The organism is Kibdelosporangium phytohabitans (assembly GCF_001302585.1).
In the GTDB taxonomy this organism is placed as follows: domain Bacteria; phylum Actinomycetota; class Actinomycetes; order Mycobacteriales; family Pseudonocardiaceae; genus Kibdelosporangium; species Kibdelosporangium phytohabitans.
In genome coordinates this window covers 10769267-10790089 of record NZ_CP012752.1, presented here as the reverse complement: position 1 = coordinate 10790089, position 20823 = coordinate 10769267, and the positions used below count along the sequence as shown (strand labels likewise).

The window sequence follows — 20823 nt, the reverse complement described above, 5'->3', positions numbered from 1 at the left end:
CCGAGTTGGCTCACCCGGCCTTAAGGCTCACGCTGGCCGGGGGCTCACGCGGCTTGGGGCTCATCCAGCTCGTGGGCTCACCCCTGTCTGGCCGCTCACGCTGGCCGGGGGCTCACGCGGCTTGGGGCTCATCCAGCTCGTGGGCTCACCCCTGTCTGGCCGCTCACGCTGGCCGGGGGCTCACGCGGCTTGGGGCTCATCCAGCTCGTGGGCTCACCCCTGTCTGGCCGCTCACGCTGGCCGGGGGCTCACCCAGCTCGTGGGCTCACCCCAGTCCAGCCACCCACGTTTCCCGACCTGCCGACGTCTGCATCCAGGGCTTTGAACTCTGTATTCAGCTGTGTTAAGTGCAGAGGGTGGAGGTGAGGGAAGTCCGGCCCGGTCTAGGCGTGCGCTCAGTTCTGTATTCAGGAAGGCTGAGTTCTGTATGCAGGTGAGTGGGTCAGGTGTGGGGGAAGTTCGACGTGGCGTTAGAGATGTATTGAGCTCTGTGTTCAGGGAACCTGAGTTCTGTATTCAGGAGGACCATGTGCTGGATGCAGGCACATCGTGTGCTGCGCTGAGCCACTCGTGGGTTCAGAGCGCTTGGGCCTCCCGAGGTTCCGGCGAGCGCTAAACAAACATCAAGGTGCCCAGAGACCAGGGTTGCTCCCACGCCACAAAGGCGCCTTGGCGCACCCGGCACACGAGGTCCGCCTGGGGCACACCGAACGCCACAAGCCGCTTTGGTCGTACTGAACGCTGAAGGCCACGGTGGTCGTGCTGAACGCTGAAGGCCACCGTGGTCGTGCCGAATGCCACAAAGGCCGCCGTGTCTGTCGCCGTGGTCGCCGCAGCTGAAACGCGGGTGGTGCCAGTAGGCGGCGGTGCACAGCTTGGTGCTGGCGGCCATGTCCTTCGTCAGACCACTTCACACCCGACCGGATCTTGAACGTCCACGTCCGCTTGTCCGCCACGCGATCCGCGTTGAGCCCGACGCGCGTCTGATGCTGGAGTTCTACGCGACGAAGTGCCAGTCGGCCACGTCGAAGGTGTAGTAGCCCTTGCGCCGGGTGCGACAGAAGGCCGCCGTGGTTGCGCCGAAGGCTACGAAAGCCGCCTTTGTCGTGCGAACACTACGAAGAGCGCCTCGGCCGTGCTGAGCGAGCAGAGGCTGCCTTGGTTGTGCCGGGTTCGGCGAGGGCCGTCGGTCGCGCCGAACGTGAGGGCTGCCGTGGTTGTGCGGGATGCGACGAAGAGCGCCTTAGCCGCGCCCAGCCACGAAGGCGTCTTGGTTGCACCGAACGCTACGAAGGCCGCGTAGCGCGACCCAGTGCGAGCGACCCAGTGCGAGCGGTGGGCTAAAGCGTGCCGTCCAGCCGTTGTGACAGTGACGGACGTGGGCTCGGCTTCTTCAACGTCGGAACCATGCCTTCCGGCTTGGGCTCCGGCTGCGGTTCCGGTTCGGCCACCGGTGGTGCTTGCACCGGCACGCCGTGCGGCGGGGTCTGGATCTGACCCTGGCTCGCTGGGAATGGCTGCGGACGTCGCGGCGACGGCTGTCGTTGCGTCGGCTGCGGGTCTGCCAGCGGATGACCTACCACCATTGTGGCTTCGCTGTCGTGGTGCTTGTCGTCCAGTGACGACACGACCACCCGTGGGATCTGCAGCGTGTTCGCCGCGTCCATCGGTGAGATCGCGTCTTCTGGCGTCACCACGAAGGCACCGCGCGCGCGGGCGCGGGCCAGAGCGGCATCGGCTCGCTCCCGGGGATCCATGCTCCGGCCTCTCCCGCGTTGCCTCGAGCCGGCACTCCCACCGGCTGTCCCTGTGCCATCAGAGTATCCCTAGTCAAGGGTGGCGTCAGGGAAGAACTGAAATCCGTATGTTGATCTTAGACGTATTCGGTGCGGCCTGTGTCACGCAGGATCTCGGTGAGGCGTTTGATGTCCTGTGCCCGGCTGCGGTCGCACACCAGTACCGCGTCGGGTGTGTCCACGACGATCAGGTCTTGTACGCCGAGGGTCGCGACCAGGCGTCCGCCTGCCGGGACCGCGATCACACCGGCACTGTCGACGGTGACGACCTCGCCCGCGGCCGGGGTGCTGACCACGTGGGCGCCGTCTCTCGTGTCGGACAGGAGCTCGCCGAGTGTCTCGAAGTCGCCGATGTCGCTCCAGCCGAAGTCGCCTGGCACGGTCGCGACGAGCCCGTCCGCTGCCGCGGGTTCCATCACGGCGTACTCGACCGCCACCTTGGGGATGGTGGCCCACAGCGCCTCGACCACGGACACGCGGTCGTCGGTGTCCCATGCTCGCGCGATCTCGCTGACCGGCTCGAACACGTCCGGTCTGCGCTGGGCGAGTTCACGCAGGAACAGGTCGGTCCGCCAGACGAACATGCTCGCGTTCCACAGGTACCGGCCGGATTCGACGTACTCGGTCGCGGTCGCGAGGTCCGGCTTCTCCTTGAACTCCAGCACCTGCTGCTGCACGCCCAGCTCTGCGGTCTCGCTGCACTGGAGGTACCCGTAGCCGGTTTCCGGCCGTGTCGGGGTGATGCCGATGGTCATCAGCTTGCCCTCGGCGGCGCCGCGGACTGCCTCTTCGACCGTCCGCCCGAACGCCTCGGTGTCCTTGATCAGGTGGTCGGCGGCGAACGACGCCATCACCGCGCCGGGGCTGCGTTGCTCGATCACGGCGGCGGCCAGCGCGATGGCCGCGCACGAGTCACGCGCCAGCGGCTCGATGAGGATGTTGCGCTCCGGGACCTCCGGCAGCTGCCTCGCCACGGCTGTCGCGTGCGCGGTGCCGGTGACGACGTGCACGCGTTCGGCGGAGGCCAACGGTGCCAGCCGGTCGAAGGTCGCCTGCAGCAGTGAGCGCTCGGTGCCGGTCAGCGGATGCAGGAACTTGGGGTTCGTCGCCCGGGAAAGCGGCCACAACCTGGTCCCACTGCCACCCGCGGGCACAACCACATGGAGGTCCACGCAGTGAACCTTAACGTCGCGCCAATACGCCGAATGCACGCACCGTATGGTGACGCCATGTCGGTCCGTGTCTGGCGGCCCGGGTACGAGCTCGACCTGGGGTCCATCCTGCGCCCGCTCCAGCGCGGCGGCGGTGACCCCACGTACGGGCGGACGCCGGGTGGCGCGGTGTTCCGTGCCACGAACACGCCGTGTGGCCCGGGCACGTTGGCTGTCCGCCGAGTCGGCGGCGAGGTGCACGCCGAGGCGTGGGGAGAGGGCGCCGAGTGGTTGCTGGACGGCCTGCCCGCGTTGCTGGGTGTGGCCGACGATCCGTCGGACTTCCAGGCGCACCACGACATCGTGGCCGAGGCGCGCCGCAGGATGCCGGGCCTCCGGCTGGGCAGCACTGGCCGTGTCTGGGACCTGCTCGTGCCGTCGATCCTGGAGCAGAAGGTCACCGGCAGGGAAGCGTTCCGGTCGTTTCGCGAGTTGTGCCTCCGGTTCGGGGTGGTCGCGCCGGGGCCGATGCCGCTGCGCGTCCCGCCGACGCCGAAGGCCCTGATGTCGATCACCGACTGGGAGTGGCACAAGGCCGGTGTGGACGGTGCACGGCGCCGCGCGCTGATCGCGGCGGCGCAGGTCGCCGGGCGCCTGGAGAAGGCAGCCGAGCTCAAGGGCGCCGAGGGCCGTGCGCTGCTGCGCAAGGTGCCGGGGATCGGTGTGTGGACGGCCGCGGAGGTGGCGCAACGCGCGTGGGGAGACCCGGACGCGGTCAGCTTCGGCGACTACCACATTCCCGGCAACGTCGGATATGCCTTGGTGGGCAAGCCCTTGGACGACGCGGGCATGTACGAGGTGCTCGCGCCGTATGCGCCGCAACGGCAACGCGCCGTGCGCTACATCGAAGCCACCGGGATCACGAAGCCCCGGCGCGGTCCCCGTTTCTCGCCGCGTGACTACCGCGCGATGTAGCCACGTCGATCATCGGCATCAGCTCGGCGTTGGGCACCTCGCTGACCGGCCACCAGCGCAGGTCGTCGGACTCGTCGCTGCGCACCGCCCGCGCGCCCGCTGGGGCGTGGACGGCGAAGCGCACGTCGAAGTGCCGCGTCGGCACCCCGAGCGAGCACGTGATCGGGTGGACTTCGAGGTGGATCGGGGTCGGGTCGATCGTCAGACCGTCGATCCCGGACTCCTCGGTCGCCTCCCGCAGCGCGGCACCGGCCAGCGTCCCGTCCTCCGGCTCGCAGTGCCCGCCGAGCTGCAACCACTTGCCCACACGGGGATGCAGCGTCAGCAGGACCTTGTCACCGTCGAGGACCACGGCGGATGCCGTGATGTGCCCGGCGGCGCACGAGCGGTCGCAGGAATCCTCCCGCGCCGCGAGGAAACCCAGGTATGCCTGCCGCAACGACTCCTGGTGGGGGTCGTTCGGCTTCCAGTTGCCCAGCACGGTCATCGCATCGGCGTGTACACCCACAGCCGGGAACCTTAATTCACGTGACCGCGTGCCTGTCGTGGGTGCTGGGGACCGATCCACCTCGCGGCCGAGCGTGGCAATCCGTTCCTGTTGGACCTGTCAGCGGGCTTCAGGCCTGCGTGAAGGCGTCGCCCGGCTCGCGGGGCGGGCGGGGCGCGAGCGGACCGTCGGCCGGGTAGCCGACCGCGACCGCGCCGAGCGGTTCCCACTCGTCGGGCAGACCGAGGACTTCGCGTACGACAGGCGCGCAGAAGATGGTCGACGAGACCCAGCACGACCCGATGCCCTCGGCCGCCAGCGCGACCAGCAGGCCCTGCACGGCCGCGCCACCGGCGATGGTGAACATCGTCCGTTCGGCTTCGGCCCGCTGCGGGTCCGGGTACGTGTGCGCACCTTCGCGAACCAGGAAAGGCAGGACGATTTCCTTTGCTCCGTACAGCAGATCGCCGCGTTTGACGCGGCGGTCGATCCGCTCACGCGACCAGCCGTCCGCCGCGAGGTCGGCACGCCACTGGGCGCGCATCGCGTCGAGGAGCTCCTTGCGGCGCTCCTTGACGTGCACGAACCGCACGGGCTTCGTGTGGTGCGGCGCCGGCGCGGTCAGCGCGACGCCGACAGCCTTGCGGATCGCGTCCTCGGGGATCGGCTCGTCGGTGTAGAACCGGATCGAGCGGCGCACCAGCACGGCCTCGGAGCGGCCCTGGGCCAGCGCTTCCTCCGTGCCGAGCCGGAAGAGGTCCTCGCCGGTCGGCCGGATCAGGTCACGGGCGGTCGAGCCGTCGTCGGTGACCGCGAAGCCGCGCACGACCGCGACCGGCATCCCACCGGTTTTGCCCTTCACCAGGTCCGCCGCGCCCGCGAGCTCGTCGGCGACGGCGACCTCGGTGACCACGAGCTCGTTGCCCTGGCGGTCGATCTGTCCCGCGTACTTGTGCAGCACGCGCAGACCGGACGAGCCGATCGCGGCATCGGTCTGGCCCACCCGCCACGCGCGGCCCATGGTGTCCGTGATCAGGACCGCGACGTCGACGCCGAGCCGGTCCCGCAGCCCGGCGCGCAACGCGGCCGCCGACGCGTCCGGGTCCGCGGGCAGCAGGGCGAGTTCGTCACCGGCCACATTGGACGCGTCGATGCCGGACGCGGCCTGCACGATGCCCAGCTTGTTCTCGGTGATCAGGGTCCGGTTCTTGCGGGCGATGACGCGCACGGCCTCGGCTTCGACCAGCCGCCGGCGCTCGGCGTCCCGGGCATCGGCGTCGCCGGTCACCGCGACCAGCCGACCCTCGACTTTGGACACGATCTTGCTCGTCACGACGACGATGTCGCCGTTCTCCAGCCAGGGAGCGGCGTCGGCGACGGCACCGGCCAGGTCGTCACCCGGACGGAACTCCGGCAGCCCGGTCACGCCCATCACCGTGATGTTCCCGGCGCTCGCGTGGTCGCTCATGCTTCGAGCCCCGCCATCTCCAGTGCGGCACGGACCATCTCGGCGGTGGCGTCCACATCCGACATCAGCAACGGAACCGCGCGGACGGCCACCCCGGGCACGTCAGCGGCCTCGCCGGTGTGCACCAGCCACGCGTCGAGCACGCCGTCGTCGGAGCACTGGCGCGAGCCGTAGTACCGGCCGACAGCCTGCGAGCTGGTCTCGACACCGATCGCGCTCAGGCAGGCGTCCGCCATGCCCCGCAACGGCTTCCCGCCGATGATCGGCGAGATCCCGACCACCATGCCGTCGGTCTTGCGCAGCGCGTCCCGCAGACCCGGGACCGCCAGCACCGTGCCGACGCTGACGACGGGGTTGGACGGGGCGAACAGGACGACATCCGCCTCGCCGATCGCGTCGAGCACGCCCGGCGCGGGCTCGGCTTCGTCGGCACCGACGGGGACGATCGAGTGCGCGGGCAGTTTCGCCTGGTAGCGCACCCACCACTCCTGGAAGTGGACGGCTTTGCGCTCGTCTTCCGGTGTGTCGACCACGACGTGGGTCTCCACCCGGTCGTCGGTCATCGGCAGCAGCCGCACACCGGGCTTCCACCGGTCGCACAACGCCTCCGTGACCGCGGAGAGCGGATACCCGGCACGCAGCATCCGCGTCCGGACCAGGTGGGTGGCGATGTCCTTGTCACCGAGCCCGAACCAGTCGGGGTCGGCGCCGTACGCGGCGAGCTGCTCCTTGACCACCCACGTCTCGCCCTTCTGCCCCCACCCCCGCTCGGTGTCGATCCCGCCGCCAAGGGTGTACATGCACGTATCGAGGTCAGGGCAGATCCGCAGCCCGTGCATCCACACATCGTCACCGGTGTTCACCACAGCGGTGATCTCGTGCGGGGACTCACCGGGACCCACCGCGGGCAGTCCGAGCAGCGCCTTGACGCCCAGCAGGAAACGGGCCCCGCCGACCCCACCAACAACAACGACGACCTTCACGGAATCGATCCTTGCACGGACCGCCGGTGGCGTGCTGAAGGCCCTGCTCGGCAGGGCCTTCCCGGGGGTTCAGAACTGCGTGGCCGGCAGCGCGACGAGCTGGCGCAGGTTCACGTGCGCGGGACGGCTGGTGACGTAGGCGACCACGTCAGCGAGGTCCTCGGCGGCCAGGATGCCCGCCTCGGCGATCCAGTCGTCCAGGAACGCCGCCGCGTCGCCGGTGATGTCGTCCCGCAGTTCGCTCCGCACGAGGCCGGGCTCGATGTTCGTCACGCGGACCCCGGCCGGGCCGAGTTCGGCGCGCAGCGACCTCGACAGGTAGGTCACCGCCGCCTTCGTGGCGCCGTAGACCGCGTAGTCCTTGAAGTACTCGTGCGCGCCGATCGACGAGATGTTCACCAGATCCGCGTGCCCGTCGGCGGTCAGGTCCGGCGTGAAGGCCCGCAGGACCCGCAGCACGCCCGTCACGTTCGTGTCGATCATCCGTTGCCAGTTGCCGGTCGACGCCGTGTCGATCGGCTCGGGGATCATCACACCGGCGTTGTTCACGACCAGGTCCACGCGGTCGAACACCGAGTGGATCCGCTCGGCCGCGCCGGTGACCGATGCGTCCGAGGTCACGTCAGCCGTCACGGCGATCGCTTGTCCGCCGTTGGCGTTCAGTGTGGCCGCGAGCTCTTCGATCCGGTCACTGCGGCGGGCCAGGAGCGCGACGCGGGCGCCGTTGTCCGCCAGTGCCGTCGCGACTGCCGCACCGATTCCGCTCGCCGCGCCGGTGACCACCGCGGTACGCCCTGCCAGGTTCTCGTATGTCATGGCGACAACGCTGCCGCCGGTCACGGCCGCGTACGAGGCCCGCGTTCGACTGGTTCTGTCAGGGCCACCCTTGTTCGCCCGTGCCGTTGCACACTGGTGGACGTGAGCAATGAGCTGGGTGAGTTCCTCAGGACCCGCAGGGCGCGGATCACGCCGGAGGAAGTCGGGTTGCCGCGGGCGGGACGGCGGCGGGTCCCCGGGCTGCGGCGCGACGAACTCGCGCGGCTGGCGGGCGTCAGCGTCGAGTACTACACCCGGCTTGAACAGGGACGCAGCCCGAACGTGTCCGAACCGGTGCTGGACGCCATCGCGAACGCGTTGTCCCTGAACGAAACCGAGCGCGAGCACCTGCGTATCCTTGTGCGCCCCGCGCGGCGCGCGCGCCCGTCGCCGCGCGGGGCCCGAGTCCGGCCGGCCGTGCGGATGATGCTCGACCAGATGGACCGGATGCCCGCGTTCGTCTTCGGGCCGACGCTCGATGTGCTGGCGTGGAACCGGCTCGGCGACGCCATCAGCGGGTACTCCGCCACCGACCGCCCCAACCTGTGCCGGACGGTGTTCCTCGACCCCGGCGCGCGGGATTTCTATCCACAATGGGCATGCGTCGCCGAGGACACCGTCGCCGTCCTGCGCTGGATGGCCACGCGCGATCCCGGCGCGCCCGGCCTGGCCACCCTGATCGGCGAGCTGTCGCTGCACAGCCAGGAATTCCGCGATCTGTGGGCAAAGCACGACGTCAAGGAGAAGACCGCGGGCGCCAAGCGGATGAACCACCCCATCGCCGGCGAGCTCGACCTGTTCTACGAGAGCTTCCCGCTGCCCGGCCAGGCCACTGACATGGTGCTCGTCACGTACGTGGCCGAGCCGGGCTCGCCGACCGCGGAGAAGCTGTCGTTGCTGGCCAGTTGGTCACAGCCAGAACATGAACGTGTGGCGCCCGAGCGCGGCGGCGTAACCGGATCCGCCGACCGCCTCGAAGATTGACAGGATCACCTCGTAGAACGCGGAGCCGACGCCGGGCAGGCCGATCAGGGCCGCGAACAGGATCAGCGGCGCCCACTGCGCCGCCTTGTGCCCGAAGACCTGGGTCTTGTACGACAGGTACGGCTGGATCGCGCCCCACCCGTCCAGGCCGGGGATCGGCAGGATGTTCAGCAGGAACGCGAAGATCTGCAGGAAGGCCAAAAAGGACAGTCCGGCCGACAGCGGCGTGAGCTCGCCGGGCATGAACAGCTGCACGGACAGGATCAGCAGAACGCCGAGCGCGAGGTTGGACAGCGGACCGGCCAGCGACACCCACGACTCCACGCGCTTGTTGCGCAACGCGTGGTGGTTGATCCAGACCGCGCCGCCCGGCAACGGGATCCCGCCGATCAGCAGGAAGATCAGCGGCAGCACGATGCTCAGCAGCGGGTCGGTGTAGCGCCGGATGTCGAGCGTCAGGTAGCCCTTCCACGCCACCTCGCGGTCTCCGCCGCGGTAGGCCACAATGGCGTGGCCGAACTCGTGCAGGCAGAGTGAGACCGCCCACCCACCGAGAACCAGGATCACCACACCGGTGGTGTAGGCGAACTCACTTTCGAGAATGGTCAGCACGCCGCCGCCGATGGTCACCGCGAGCAACGCGAGGAACAGCGGGCTGGGCCGAGTGTGTTGTGTCCGCACGACTCCAGTGTGGCAAGAGCCGGCCTCCGGCGGTGATCGGCCTCCTGTCGGATGCGTGTCGGGCCTCTTCACCCGATCGGGCAAAGAACCGGACTTTCCTCGGCAAATACCGTCACCCACGTGGGTACTTCGCTTGACCGGCCGGGACTACACGGGTGTAATCACAGAGATGTCATTCGCCGAATGGGAGGGCGGTGGCATCCGCCAACCGGGGAGTGGAAGGCGGGGAGGTGGACGGATCATGATGGCTGACGAAGGGGACCGAGTCGTGGAATGGGGGGACGCGCCGACTGAGGATCTGGGCGTCCTTGTACATCTCTTCGACGCGGCGGAGGACGAGCAGGAGTGGCAGGAGCGCGCGCTGTGCGCCCAGACCGATCCTGAGGCGTTCTTCCCGGAGAAGGGCGGCTCGACCAGAGAGGCCAAGCGGATCTGCCAGGGCTGCGAGGTGCGTTCCGAGTGCCTCGAGTACGCGCTCGGGCACGACGAGCGCTTCGGCATCTGGGGCGGCCTGTCCGAGCGGGAGCGCCGCAAGCTGAAGAAACGCGCGATCTAGCCCGCGATTCGGGGGCTGGGTTCGCGGCGGATGTCCGTACGGTGTCTACTCGCGAGTAGGAGTAGGAGCCGACGGAGGTAGCCGGTGCGCCCACAGCTCAGGACTGTGCCCGTGTTCGCGGTCCTGGTCTGCCACGACGGCGAGGAGTGGCTGCGCCTGGCGTTGTCGGCGTTGCGACGCAGCACGCCGATGCCCCGGCACGTGGTCGCGGTCGACACCGGCTCGCTGGACGGCACGGCGAAACTGCTCGCTGCCAGCGAAGACGTTCTCGACGGCGTGATCACGCTCGACCGGGCGGCGAGTTTCGGTGACGCCGTTTCGCAAGCGCTTGCGTACGGCAAGGAGCGCTGGGGCGATCCCGGCGGCTGGCTGTGGCTGCTGCACGACGACAGCGCGCCCGACCAACATTGTCTCGGCACCTTGCTGACGGCGGCGGAACTGTCGCCGTCGGCCGGTGTGCTCGGCCCGGTCGCGGTCGACTGGCACGAGCAGCGGCTGGTCGTCGAAGCCGGTTTGTCGACCGACGCGTCCGGCCACCGGCAGACCGGCATCGGTTCCGGTGAGGCGGTCAGGGCCAACCAGATCGAGCAGAGCAGCGAAGTGCTCGCGGTCCCGTCGTCGGGTCTGCTGGTACGCCGTGAGCTGTGGGAACGGCTCGGCGGTTTCGATTCGGCCGTTCCCGGTCTGTTTGATGACATCGATTTCGGGTGGCGGGCCAATCGGTCCGGAGTCGTCGCATTGTGCGTGCCAGCCGCACGGATTCGACACGCCCGGGCGCGACGCGCCGAGAATGTGCGGTCAAGGGCGAACGGGATACGCACATTCCTCGTGAATTCGGCGTTGATTTCGTTTCTGGTCGGCGTTCCCCGCCTGGTTGTGCTGAGCCTGCTGCGCGCGCTCGGATTCCTGCTGATCCGCCGCATTTCACGGGCGCGTGCCGAATTCGTCGCGGCAGGCCGTCTGCTGGGCGGCCGGATGAGGCTGCTGCGCGGACGCCGTGACCGGCGGGAACTCGGACCCAACAGCAGTGTGCGCGGGTTGTTCACCAGTCGCTTCACGCGGCTGCGCAACACGTTCCGCGGGGCGGTCACGTACCTCGTGCGCCGCAGGGTGGAAGCCGACGCGGCGCTGGGGGAGGCGCCGGGCAACGTCTGGGTGCCGCCGGAGGACCTGCACCGCCCGATCGGTCCGGACGCGCTCCCGGCGGGTGCCCTTGGCCGCAACAAAGTCCGCCGAGCCGCCGGGCTGCGCCGCCCGCCGGCGGCGGTCGCGGTGTCGGTCCCGGTCATTCCGAAGTTCGGCACCGGACCGAAGGTCAGGCGGCCCAGTCCGCGCCCCCGCCCGTCGCCCGTGCCGCGGGACGGCAGCCCGGCGCCGCAACCGGAAGTCCTGCTCGTCCAAGTCGATCGCGGCCGTGTGCTCAAACAGATCCTCCTGGCGCCACCGGTGCTGCTGGTGCTGGCGTTGGTCGCGGTCGGACTCGTGGTCAACTCCGACCGGCTGGGCCTGTCGATGAGCGGGGGCAGGCTGCTGCCCGCGACCGACCTCTGGGCGGAGTACCTCGCCGGATGGCACGCCGTATCAGGCGGAACGGCCTCGCCTGCGCCCGCGGCCCTTGCGGTACTGGGGATCCTTGGCGGCAAGGCGGGCCTGCTGCTGCTCGGCGACCTGCCGCTGGCCGGGCTGAGTGCTTATCTCGCGACTCGGAAAATGGCTGTGCGGCGCGGTGTTCGCGCTGTCGTCGCCGGTGTGTACGCGTTGCTGCCGCCCGCGGTCGCAGCGGTGTCGCAGGGCAGGCTGGACGCCGTCGTCGTGCACATCCTGCTGCCACTGGTGGTTTCCGGGATCGTTTCCGTGCTGGCGGGGGCGTCGCGGTCGTGGCTGTCGGTCGCCGCCGGGTCGTCGCTCGGGCTCGCCGTGATCGGTGCGTTCTCGCCGCTGGTGCACGTGATCGTCCTGGCGTGCGCGCTCGGCGGGTTCGTGCTCGTCGGCGGGCAGCGCGGGGACGGCAGGCGCCGTGCCGCCGCGTTGTTCGCGATCGTGTTGCTGCCACTGGCTTTGCTGCTGCCGTGGCCGGCCGTGCTGATCCAGAACCCGGGCATCGTCGTGCACGGAGTCGGCGCGTGGGTGCCGCCGGGCGCGGATTTCGGCTCGTTCGTGCTCATGATCGTGGTCGCCGTTGTGGTGCTGATCGGGCTCGTCGTCCAGCCGGGGCGTGGATCGTTGCCCGGTTTGGGACTGCTCGTGCTCGGGATCGCGGCCGTCGCGCTCGTGCGGTTCGTGCCGATGGCTCCGGTCAGTGGCGGTGCGCCGCAACAGGGTTGGCTCGGGACGCCGCTGATCGTGGTCGGCTGGGGGCTGCTGTGGGCGCTGGCCGGGTCCGCGCCTCGCCCGCGTCCGGCCGTGGCCGTCGGCGCCGGCGCGCTCGCCGTCCTGGCGGGCGGTGCGGTCCTGCTCGGCCGTGACGGGCCGGTGACCGCGGGCGACGGCGCCCGGTTGGGTGCGACGCCCGCGCGTGAGCTCGCGGAGACCGGGCGCGGTGTGCTGGTGCTCGCGCGTGGCGACGAGCCGGCCCGGCAGGCGGCGGGCCGGATGCCGCAGTTCGGCGACGACGACCTCATCCCGGTGGCCTCGGCCCGTACCCGGATCCAGCGCTGGGACAACGACTTCCGCTCGGACGTGCCGGAGGTGGCCAGGGCCGCGGCCGCCGCGGCGGCGACCGCCGGTGTGCTGTTCGTGGTGCTGCCTGATCAGGCCGCGGGCACCCGTTTGCGGGCCGCGGCCGGTGACCTGGTCTCGCCGACAACGTCCACTTCGGACGGACGGCCGGTGTTCCGGCTGCAGCCCGCCGCGGGCCGCGCCGTCCTGCTGGCCCCCGAACCGGCCAAGCAGGCGGTTACTGGCGGCAACCCGCCGACTACGCTTGGTGCGGGCGGGATCGTGCCCGTCGACGCGGGACCGCCCGAGGCCGCCGTCCGCGTGTCCGACGGATCGGAAGGACGCCTGCTGGTCATCGCAGCCGCGGAGGAACCGGGCTGGCGCGCGGACGTCAACGGCCGCCAAGTGCCCGTGGTCCGTGCGTGGGGCAACCTCGTCGGCGTCGCCGTGCCCGCGCGCTCGGCGGACATCCGAGTGGAGTACTCCTCGGGCCTGCGCGCGTTCCTGCTGCTGATCCAGGGCGCGGCCCTGCTGTTCACACTCCTGACCGCCATCCCCAGCCGCAGAAAGACCTCGTGAGTGGTTAGTCCGGTTCTAACCGGCCGAAACACTCACGAGCCGCCTTCGATGGCGTCCGGGTCGACGCTCAGGTAGTTCGCGACCTGCTCGACCAACACGTCGTGCACGAGGTCCGCCAGCTCCGCGCTGTCCTTCGCACGGGCCTCCAACGGCCGCCGGTAGAGCACGATCCGCGCGCTCGTGGGGTTTCCGCGCCGGTCCATGCCCGCGGGCACCAGACGGGCAAGCGGGACGCCGCTGTCGGCCAGCACGCCGTCCTGCGGCGGGGAACCGGCTGCCTCGATCTCCGGGACATCGTCGACCGCGACGTCCAGCTTGGTCAGCTCGGTGCGCCACCGTGCCTCGATGGGCTCGAGCGCGTCGAGCACGAGCGCGTCGAACTTCTCCGCGCGAGTGCTCGCGGCAGGGAGCGTCGACGGGTACAGCGGCCCGCGCATGCCACGACCATGCCGATCCCGTCCGCGACGCGCTGACGACCGGCGACGGGGCGTGACCACCTTGCAAGCACCTCCATGACATACCTCTAGGACAAACAGGGTACTGGGGGCGTGTCGCCGGTGTGCCTGGCTGCCTGCCGAGGAGAAACGCGCTATCGTCCACGATCGTGCGGAATGTGCGGCGTTGTTCGCGGACCGGGTGCGTGAATCCGGCCGTCGCGACGCTGACCTACGCCTATGCGGACTCCACCGCTGTAGTCGGCCCGCTCGCGACGTACTCCGAACCGCATAGCTACGACCTATGCGAAGAGCACGCGATGCGGCTGACCGCCCCACGGGGCTGGGACGTGGTCAGGTACGACGGCGAATTCGCCGCGCCGGAGCCGTCCCATGACGATCTGACCGCCCTCGCCGAGGCGGTGCGCGAGGCCGGGCGGCCCGACCGGCCCGTCGACGCGCCCGACGTGAACGCGGGTTCGGGGCGGCGCGGCCACCTGCGGGTCCTGCCCGATCCCGTCGCCGAGTAATTGACCTAATAGGCTCCCGGGTCAGGACGATCCGACCCCCGGGAGACCTTGTGCGTGACCTGTCCGCCATCTTCAAGGCATACGACATCCGCGGCTTGGTGGGCGAGCAGCTCGACGCCGACGTGGTCCGTGAGATCGGCGCCGCCTTCGCGCGCTTGGTCGGCGGCCCGGCCGTCGTCATCGGTCACGACATGCGTGACTCGTCACCAGGCCTGTCCGGCGCGTTCGCCGAGGGCGTGACGCGCGAGGGCGTCGACGTCGTCAGCATCGGCCTGGCGAGCACCGACATGCTCTACTTCGCCTCCGGCAACCTGAACCTGCCCGGCGCGATGTTCACCGCGAGCCACAACCCCGCCGCGTACAACGGGATCAAGGTCTGCCGCGCGGGCGCCGCGCCGGTCGGCCAGGACAGCGGGCTCGCCGACATCCAGCGCGACGTCGAACTCGGCATGCCCGAGAACGGCGCCGCACCGGGCGAGGTCGAGCAGCGCGACATGCTCGACGCGTACGCCGGCTACCTGCGCCAGCTCGTGGACCTCTCGGCCATCCGCCCGCTCAAGATCGTGGTGGACGCGGGCAACGGCATGGGCGGCTACACCGTGCCGAAGGTCTTCGACGGCCTGCCGATCGAGATCATCCCGATGTACTTCGAGCTCGACGGCTCGTTCCCCAACCACGAGGCCAACCCGCTCGACCCGAAGAACATCGTCGACCTGCAGGCCAAGGTCCGCGAGGTCGGCGCGGACGCCGGGCTGGCGTTCGACGGCGACGCCGACCGCTGCTTCGTGGTCGACCAGAACGGCGACCCGGTCTCGCCGAGCGCCATCACCGCGCTGGTGGCCACGCGCGAGCTGGCCAAGGACCCGGGCGCGACGATCATCTACAACCTGATCACGTCCAAGGCCGTGCCGGAGATCGTCGCCGAGCACGGCGGCAAGCCGGTCCGCACCCGCGTCGGCCACTCGTTCATCAAGCAGGAGATGGCCAAGACCGACGCCATCTTCGGCGGCGAGCACTCGGCCCACTACTACTTCCGCGACTTCTGGCGCGCCGACACCGGCATGCTGGCCGCGCTGCACGTGCTGGCCGCGCTGGGCGAGCAGGACCGCCCGCTGTCGGAGATCACGGCCGCGTATGCGCGCTATGCCGCGTCCGGCGAGATCAACTCCACGGTCGACGACCAAAAGGCCAGGCTGGCCGCGGTCAAGGAGACCTACTCGGCCAAGGACGGCGTCACGATCGACGAGTTGGACGGTCTCACCGTCGAGCTCCCCACCGGCGCCTGGTTCAACCTGCGGCCATCGAACACCGAACCGCTGCTCCGGCTCAACATCGAAGCCGCGGACGACGCCGCGGTGGCCGCGTTGCGCGACGAGGTGCTCGCCATCGTCCGCGGTTAGGCCACACTGGAAGCAGGAAAAGGAGGACCCGTGGCCGTACAGCTCGACCCGCAGTTGCTCGACATCCTCGCCTGCCCGTCCGAAGACCACGCGGCGCTGCGCCCCGGCACCCCGGACGACCCGGACGCCGACGTGCTCACGTGCACCTCGTGCGGTCGCCAGTACCCGGTGACCGACGGCATCCCGGTGCTGCTGCTGGACGAGGCCACGCGACCGGAATCACAGACCGCGGACGAGTGAGTCCGGTGACGACTGACGACTCCTTGCTCGACGACCCCGCCCGGCTGTCGGAAGCCGACAGCGACGGCCTGCTGCGCGCCGCGGCGCAGGCCGGTGCCCAGGTGCGGTCGGTCGTCGAGATCGCGGCGGAGATCGGCGTCGACAGGGTGCTTGCCGACGTCCGCCCCCGCGCGTTGCTGATCGTGACCGGGCCGGGTCTCGGCGGCGCGCTCGCGGACCTGCTGGTGGCGCTGCTCGGCCCGGCGTGCCCGGTGCCGGTGGTGGTCACCGACCAGGTGCCCGGCTGGGTCGGCCCGCTGGACGTGGTGATCACGCACACAGAGGACCCCGGTGACCGCGATCTCGCCGAGTCCATCGGCCGCGCCACGCGGTTCGGCGCCACAGTCGTGGTCACGGCACCGCAGGACGGCCCGGTGGCGGCCGCGGGCGCGGGCCGCGCGCTGCTGCTGCCGCCCCGCGTGCCCGTGCCACCCGGCTTCGCCTTCCCGAGGGCGCTCGCGACCGCTCTGCTCAGCCTGACGACCATGGGCCTGCTGCGCACCGACATGGACCGGTTCGCCGACGAGCTGGACAAGGAGGCGGAGAAGGGCCACCCGGCGCACGAGTCGTTCGTCAACCCGGCGAAATCCCTGGCTCTGCGCCTGTCCGACCGAGTCCCGCTACTGTGGGGACTGGACCCGGCGGCGACAGCGGTGGCGGCACACGCCCGGCACGTCCTCGCCGCGCATGCCGGGTTCGTCTGCGACGCCGGCTCCTACGCCGACGCGCAGACCCGGTTCGCGTTGCACCGGGCGGCCGTCAGGTCGACGTCCGGTCAGGGTATCTTCGACGATCCGGACGACTTCGTCGGCGACCCGACAGCCATGCTGCGGGTGCAGTTGCTGGCGATCAGTTCCGGACCGGTGGCGGACGCGGCACGCACCATGGCCGCGGACACGCTGCCGGGTGCGGACGTACTGGTGCCCGCTGAGGAGGTCGGCGCGGACGAGCCGACCAGAGCGGCAGTCCTCGCGCTGCGCTTCGAGCTCGCGGCGCTGTATCTCGGCCTCGCGGCCGGGACGATCGGCGGGTCGGGCCGGTACGCCTCCGCTGGCGTCTGACTAGGGAGAGTTTGAGAGTGGAGTTGCTGCGCAACGCTGTGCGGCCCTACGCGTGGGGGTCGCGCACGACCATCGCCGAGCTGCTGGGGCGGCCGGTACCGGCGCCGCACCCCGAGGCGGAGCTGTGGATGGGCGCGCACCCCGGCGACCCGTCACGCGTCGAAAGCGGCCAGTCACTGCTCGAACTCGTCGACGCCGATCCAATTGGCCAGCTCGGCACCCAGTGCGCGGACCGCTGGGGCAACCGGCTGCCGTTCCTGCTCAAGATCCTCGCCGCCGAAGAGGCGCTGAGCATGCAGGCCCACCCGTCGGCCGAGCAGGCCCGCGAGGGCCACGAGCGCGAAGAAGCCGCCGGGATCGCCAGGGACGCCAAGAACCGCAACTACCCGGACCCGACGGCCAAGCCGGAGCTGATCTGCGCGCTGACGGAGTTCCACGCGCTCGCGGGCTTCCGCGACCCGCACGAGACCGTCCGCCTGCTGCGCACCCTGGAGACACCGGGTCTCGCGCCGTACACGTCGTTGCTGGAGGGCCAGCCGGACTCCGCCGGGCTGCGCGCGCTGTTCACGACGTGGATCACGCTGCCGCAGACCTCGCTGGACGTGCTGCTGCCGGAACTGCTGGACGCCTGCGTGCTGCACGTGAAGGAACACGGCGAGTACGACCTGGTCTGCCGCACGATCCTGGAGCTCGGCGAGGCCCACGAGGGCGACGCGGGCGTGCTGGCGGCGTTGCTGCTCAACCGCATCGTGCTCGCCCCCGGCGAGGCGATCTACCTGCCCGCGGGCAACCTGCACACGTACCTGCACGGCACCGGCGTGGAGATCCTGGCCAACTCGGACAACATCCTGCGCGGCGGCCTGACGCCCAAGCACGTCGACGTGCCGGAACTGTTGCGCGTGCTGGACTTCAGCTGCGGTGAGATGCCCGTGCTGAGCGGTACGCCGGTCGCGGCGCGGATGTGGCAGTACCCGACGCCCGCACCGGAGTTCGAGCTGTCCAGGCTGGAGTGGAGCAAGGACGAACGCGAACCGGTCGAGCTGGTCTGCCGGGGCCCGCAGATCCTCGTGTGCACGGCGGGAGCCGTGCGGCTGCTGGAGGCGGACGGCAACAAGGTCGAGCTCGGCAGGGGCCAGTCGGCGTGGTTGCCCGCGTGCAACCCCGACGTCCAGGTCATCCCGGTGGAGGGCGCGCCTGCCCAGGTGTTCCGGGCCACCGCGGGCGACTGAACCACTCGTGAGTGGTTGGTCCGGTTCTAACCGGCCTGACCACTCACGAGGTCTGAGCTGGCGTGGTTTAGGGTTCGACCGGACAATCCGGACGCATCTGGGAGGGCACGTGTCTGCAGGGGGCGGAACCAAGGCCATCGTCGCCGCTTTGCTGGCGAACGCGGGCATCGCCGTTGCGAAGTTCGTCGGCTTCCTCATCACGGGGTCGTCGTCGATGCTGGCGGAGTCCGTGCACTCGGTGGCCGACACGTCCAACCAGGGCCTGCTGCTGCTCGGGCAGAAGACCGCGAAGCGCAAGGCCAACATCGAGCACCCGTTCGGCTACGGCCGTGACCGGTACTTCTACTCGTTCATCGTCGCGCTGATGCTGTTCACCCTCGGCTCGGCGTTCGCGCTCTACGAGGGCATCCACAAGATCCAGGAACCCGAGGCGCTGTCGTCGCCGATCGTCGCGGTGGTCATCCTGGTCGTCGCGATCATCCTGGAGAGCCTCAGCTTCCGGACCGCGATCGTGGAGTCCAGGCTGATCAAGGGCGACGTGACCTGGTGGCAGTTCATCCGGCAGTCGCGCACGCCGGAGCTGCCGGTGGTCCTGCTCGAAGACGCCGGTGCGCTGTTCGGCCTGGTGTTCGCGCTGATCGGCGTGGGCCTGGCGACCGTGACCGGCGACCCGGTCTGGGACGCGGTCGGCACGCTGATGATCGGTGTGCTGCTCGGCGTGATCGCGATCATCCTGATCATCGAGATGAAGAGCCTGCTGATCGGTGAAGGCGCCACCCCGCGCGAACTGGACCTGATCGTCGACGAGCTCGCCGCAGGCCGGATCGAGCGCGTGATCCACATCAAGACCCAGTACATCGGCCCGGACGAGCTGCTCGTCGCGGCGAAGGTCTCGATGACGAGCGGCCTCGCGGTCGAGGAGGTCGCGCAGGCGATCGACGACGCCGAACACCGCGTGCGCGCCAAAGTCCCGGCGGCGCGGCTGATCTACATCGAACCGGACCTCGACCGCAGCACCGCCGCGACCAGCTGAGGCGACCTCCTGCACCCGATCGTGATCGGCACGCCGTAGGCTCCTCCCACGCACTGTCGGGGCGCGTGGTGAGGAGGCAACGGTGCCAGGAACTGGCTTGTGGCGGACGAAATCCGTCGAACAGTCGATCTCGGACACGGACGAACCGGATACCAGACTCCGCAGAAACCTCACAGCGTGGGATCTGACGGTCTTCGGTGTCGCGGTCGTCATCGGTGCGGGCATCTTCACGCTGACCGCGCGTGCCGCCGGTGACCTGGCCGGCCCGTCGGTGGCGTTGGCGTTCGTGCTCGCGGCGGTCGCGTGTGCGCTGGCTGCCTTGTGCTACGCCGAGTTCGCTTCGACCGTCCCGGTGGCTGGGAGCGCTTACACGTTCTCCTACGCCACTTTCGGCGAGTTCATCGCGTGGATCATCGGGTGGGACCTCGTCCTGGAGTTCGCGGTCGGCGCCGCCGCTGTCGGCAAGGGGTGGTCGGCATACCTCCAGGTGGTGGGCGGTTACGTCTTCGGCAAGGGCTTCACCACCACGACCACGATCTTCGGCCTGCACGTCGACTGGGGCGCACTGCTGCTCATCGTCGTGCTCGCCACGCTGCTGACCGTCGGCACCAAGCTGTCCTCACGAGTCAGCCTGGTCATCACCGGTATCAAGGTGGCGATCGTGCTGTTCGTCATCTTCTACGGGTTGTCGTTCGTCAAGTCGGCCAACTACGCGCCGTTCATCCCGGACTCCGCGCCGCCGACCGCGACCAGCGCGACGGGAGTGGACCAGTCGTTGTTCTCCACCTTGGCCGGTGGCGCGACGAGCACGTACGGCGTGTTCGGTTTCCTGGCCGCGGCGAGCCTGGTCTTCTTCGCCTTCATCGGGTTCGACGTGGTCGCCACGACCGCGGAGGAGACCAAGGACCCGCAGCGCGCCGTGCCCCGCGGCATCTTCGGTTCGCTGGCCATCGTGACCGTCCTGTATGTCGCGGTTTCCCTTGTGGTCGTGGGCATGCAGTCGTACAAGGAGCTGGCGACGAGTGCGGAACCCGCCGGTCGCAAGACGTTGGCGTCCGCGTTCGCGGTCAACGGCTCGGACTGGGCCGCGACGATCATCTCCATCGGTGCCCTCGCCGGCCTGACCACGGTCGTGATGGTGCTGATGCTCGGCCAGACGCGTGTGTTGTTCGCGATGTCGCGTGACGGTCTGCTGCCGCGCGGCCTCGCCAAGACGAGCAAGTTCGGCACGCCGGGCCGGGCGACCATGCTGGTCTCGTTCCTGGTGGCGATCGCGGCGACGTTCTTCGAGGCCGACAAGCTCGAGGAGATGGTGAACGTCGGCACGCTGTTCGCGTTCATCCTGGTCTCGGCCGGTGTGTGGGTGTTGCGCAAGAGCCGGCCCGACCTCAAGCGCGGCTTCCGCGTGCCGTGGGTGCCGGTGATCCCGATCCTGGCGATCCTCGCCTGCCTGTGGCTGATGCTCAACCTGTCTGTGCTGACCTGGCTGCGGTTCCTCGCGTGGATGGTGCTCGGCGTGGTCGTGTACTTCGTGTACAGCCGCCGGAACTCGTTGCTGGGCAAGCGGATGAAGGAAGATGCCGACAGTGTCTGATCGTCCTCGCTGCGCGAGGACGGGCTTTGTCGCCAAAGCCGGTCATTTCCACCCCGCCCCACGCGGCCGACACCGCTCAGTGCCATCCGGTCGCTGGTGCTGGGGCGGCGCCGGGCGTGCTGCGGGGCG

The 20823-nt window shown here is 69.8% G+C and carries 19 protein-coding genes; 11 read left to right on the top strand and 8 right to left on the bottom strand.

Annotated elements, in window-relative coordinates:
* Nucleotides 1-1340 precede the first annotated feature (1340 nt).
* Nucleotides 1341-1757 carry a hypothetical protein gene (locus AOZ06_RS48175; RefSeq protein ID WP_063810246.1) on the bottom strand — a complete coding sequence of 139 codons (417 nt, stop codon included), beginning with the start codon at nt 1755-1757 and terminating at the stop codon, nt 1341-1343.
* A gap of 116 nt (nt 1758-1873) precedes the next feature.
* Nucleotides 1874-2968, bottom strand: coding sequence for a mannose-1-phosphate guanylyltransferase (locus tag AOZ06_RS48170; RefSeq protein WP_054295498.1), 1095 nt, complete (start codon nt 2966-2968; stop codon nt 1874-1876).
* 57 nt (nt 2969-3025) lie between these two features.
* Between AOZ06_RS48170 and AOZ06_RS48165 the strand changes: the two genes are divergently transcribed.
* Nucleotides 3026-3922, top strand: a complete 897-nt coding sequence (locus AOZ06_RS48165) for a DNA-3-methyladenine glycosylase family protein (protein ID WP_054295497.1) — start codon at nt 3026-3028, stop codon at nt 3920-3922.
* Here AOZ06_RS48165 and AOZ06_RS48160 read toward each other — a convergent pair.
* The 4 genes from AOZ06_RS48160 to AOZ06_RS48145 all read right to left on the bottom strand — a co-directional run bounded on the left by AOZ06_RS48160 (nt 3867) and on the right by AOZ06_RS48145 (nt 7676).
* The gene (locus AOZ06_RS48160) at nt 3867-4430 is read right to left on the bottom strand and encodes an NUDIX hydrolase (RefSeq protein WP_054295496.1); all 564 of its coding nucleotides are present in this window, start codon (nt 4428-4430) and stop codon (nt 3867-3869) included. The genes AOZ06_RS48165 and AOZ06_RS48160 overlap by 56 nt on opposite strands.
* A 109-nt stretch (nt 4431-4539) precedes the next feature.
* Nucleotides 4540-5877, bottom strand: a complete 1338-nt coding sequence (locus AOZ06_RS48155; protein WP_054295495.1) for a coenzyme F420-0:L-glutamate ligase — start codon at nt 5875-5877, stop codon at nt 4540-4542.
* Nucleotides 5874-6860, bottom strand: coding sequence for a 2-phospho-L-lactate transferase (gene cofD / locus AOZ06_RS48150; RefSeq protein ID WP_054295494.1), 987 nt, complete (start codon nt 6858-6860; stop codon nt 5874-5876). The genes AOZ06_RS48155 and cofD overlap by 4 nt, the downstream gene beginning before the upstream one ends.
* 69 nt (nt 6861-6929) lie before the next feature.
* Nucleotides 6930-7676, bottom strand: coding sequence for an SDR family oxidoreductase (locus tag AOZ06_RS48145; RefSeq protein WP_054297461.1), 747 nt, complete (start codon nt 7674-7676; stop codon nt 6930-6932).
* Nucleotides 7677-7778: 102 nt separating this feature from the next.
* Here AOZ06_RS48145 and AOZ06_RS48140 point away from each other — a divergent pair, with 102 nt between their 5' ends.
* On the top strand, nt 7779-8660 hold the full coding sequence (locus AOZ06_RS48140) for a helix-turn-helix transcriptional regulator (RefSeq protein WP_063810593.1): 882 nt from the start codon (nt 7779-7781) through the stop codon (nt 8658-8660).
* On the opposite strand, the gene AOZ06_RS48135 is transcribed toward AOZ06_RS48140, so the two are convergent.
* Complete coding sequence (locus tag AOZ06_RS48135; protein WP_054295492.1) at nt 8586-9341, bottom strand: site-2 protease family protein; 756 nt, start codon at nt 9339-9341, stop codon at nt 8586-8588. The two genes, AOZ06_RS48140 and AOZ06_RS48135, sit on opposite strands and share 75 nt — an antisense overlap.
* A 244-nt stretch (nt 9342-9585) precedes the next feature.
* Here AOZ06_RS48135 and AOZ06_RS48130 point away from each other — a divergent pair, with 244 nt between their 5' ends.
* Together AOZ06_RS48130 and AOZ06_RS48125 are read left to right on the top strand one after the other, a co-directional pair.
* Nucleotides 9586-9897: a WhiB family transcriptional regulator gene (locus AOZ06_RS48130; RefSeq protein ID WP_185845981.1), complete on the top strand. Its 312-nt coding sequence runs from the start codon at nt 9586-9588 to the stop codon at nt 9895-9897.
* 84 nt (nt 9898-9981) lie between these two features.
* Nucleotides 9982-13134, top strand: coding sequence for a glycosyltransferase (locus AOZ06_RS48125; protein WP_063810245.1), 3153 nt, complete (start codon nt 9982-9984; stop codon nt 13132-13134).
* A gap of 32 nt (nt 13135-13166) precedes the next feature.
* Here AOZ06_RS48125 and AOZ06_RS48120 read toward each other — a convergent pair whose 3' ends face one another.
* Nucleotides 13167-13571 (bottom strand): metallopeptidase family protein, encoded by a 405-nt coding sequence (locus tag AOZ06_RS48120; RefSeq protein ID WP_054295491.1) that lies wholly within the window; start codon nt 13569-13571, stop codon nt 13167-13169.
* 167 nt (nt 13572-13738) lie between these two features.
* On the opposite strand from AOZ06_RS48120, the gene AOZ06_RS48115 reads away from it, so the two are divergent.
* From AOZ06_RS48115 to AOZ06_RS48085, 7 genes are all read left to right on the top strand, one after another.
* On the top strand, nt 13739-14098 hold the full coding sequence (locus AOZ06_RS48115; protein ID WP_192781904.1) for a DUF3499 domain-containing protein: 360 nt from the start codon (nt 13739-13741) through the stop codon (nt 14096-14098).
* Nucleotides 14099-14148: 50 nt separating this feature from the next.
* Nucleotides 14149-15498 (top strand): phosphomannomutase/phosphoglucomutase, encoded by a 1350-nt coding sequence (locus AOZ06_RS48110; protein ID WP_054295489.1) that lies wholly within the window; start codon nt 14149-14151, stop codon nt 15496-15498.
* Between the two features lie 30 nt (nt 15499-15528).
* Complete coding sequence (locus tag AOZ06_RS48105; protein ID WP_054295488.1) at nt 15529-15738, top strand: Trm112 family protein; 210 nt, start codon at nt 15529-15531, stop codon at nt 15736-15738.
* Nucleotides 15739-15743: 5 nt separating this feature from the next.
* Nucleotides 15744-16838 (top strand): hypothetical protein, encoded by a 1095-nt coding sequence (locus AOZ06_RS48100; protein ID WP_417999924.1) that lies wholly within the window; start codon nt 15744-15746, stop codon nt 16836-16838.
* A gap of 17 nt (nt 16839-16855) precedes the next feature.
* The gene (manA, locus tag AOZ06_RS48095; RefSeq protein WP_054295486.1) at nt 16856-18067 is read left to right on the top strand and encodes a mannose-6-phosphate isomerase, class I; all 1212 of its coding nucleotides are present in this window, start codon (nt 16856-16858) and stop codon (nt 18065-18067) included.
* 109 nt (nt 18068-18176) lie between these two features.
* Nucleotides 18177-19100: a cation diffusion facilitator family transporter gene (locus AOZ06_RS48090; protein ID WP_054295485.1), complete on the top strand. Its 924-nt coding sequence runs from the start codon at nt 18177-18179 to the stop codon at nt 19098-19100.
* 82 nt (nt 19101-19182) lie between these two features.
* On the top strand, nt 19183-20694 hold the full coding sequence (locus AOZ06_RS48085) for an amino acid permease (RefSeq protein WP_054295484.1): 1512 nt from the start codon (nt 19183-19185) through the stop codon (nt 20692-20694).
* Nucleotides 20695-20823: the final 129 nt, after the last annotated feature.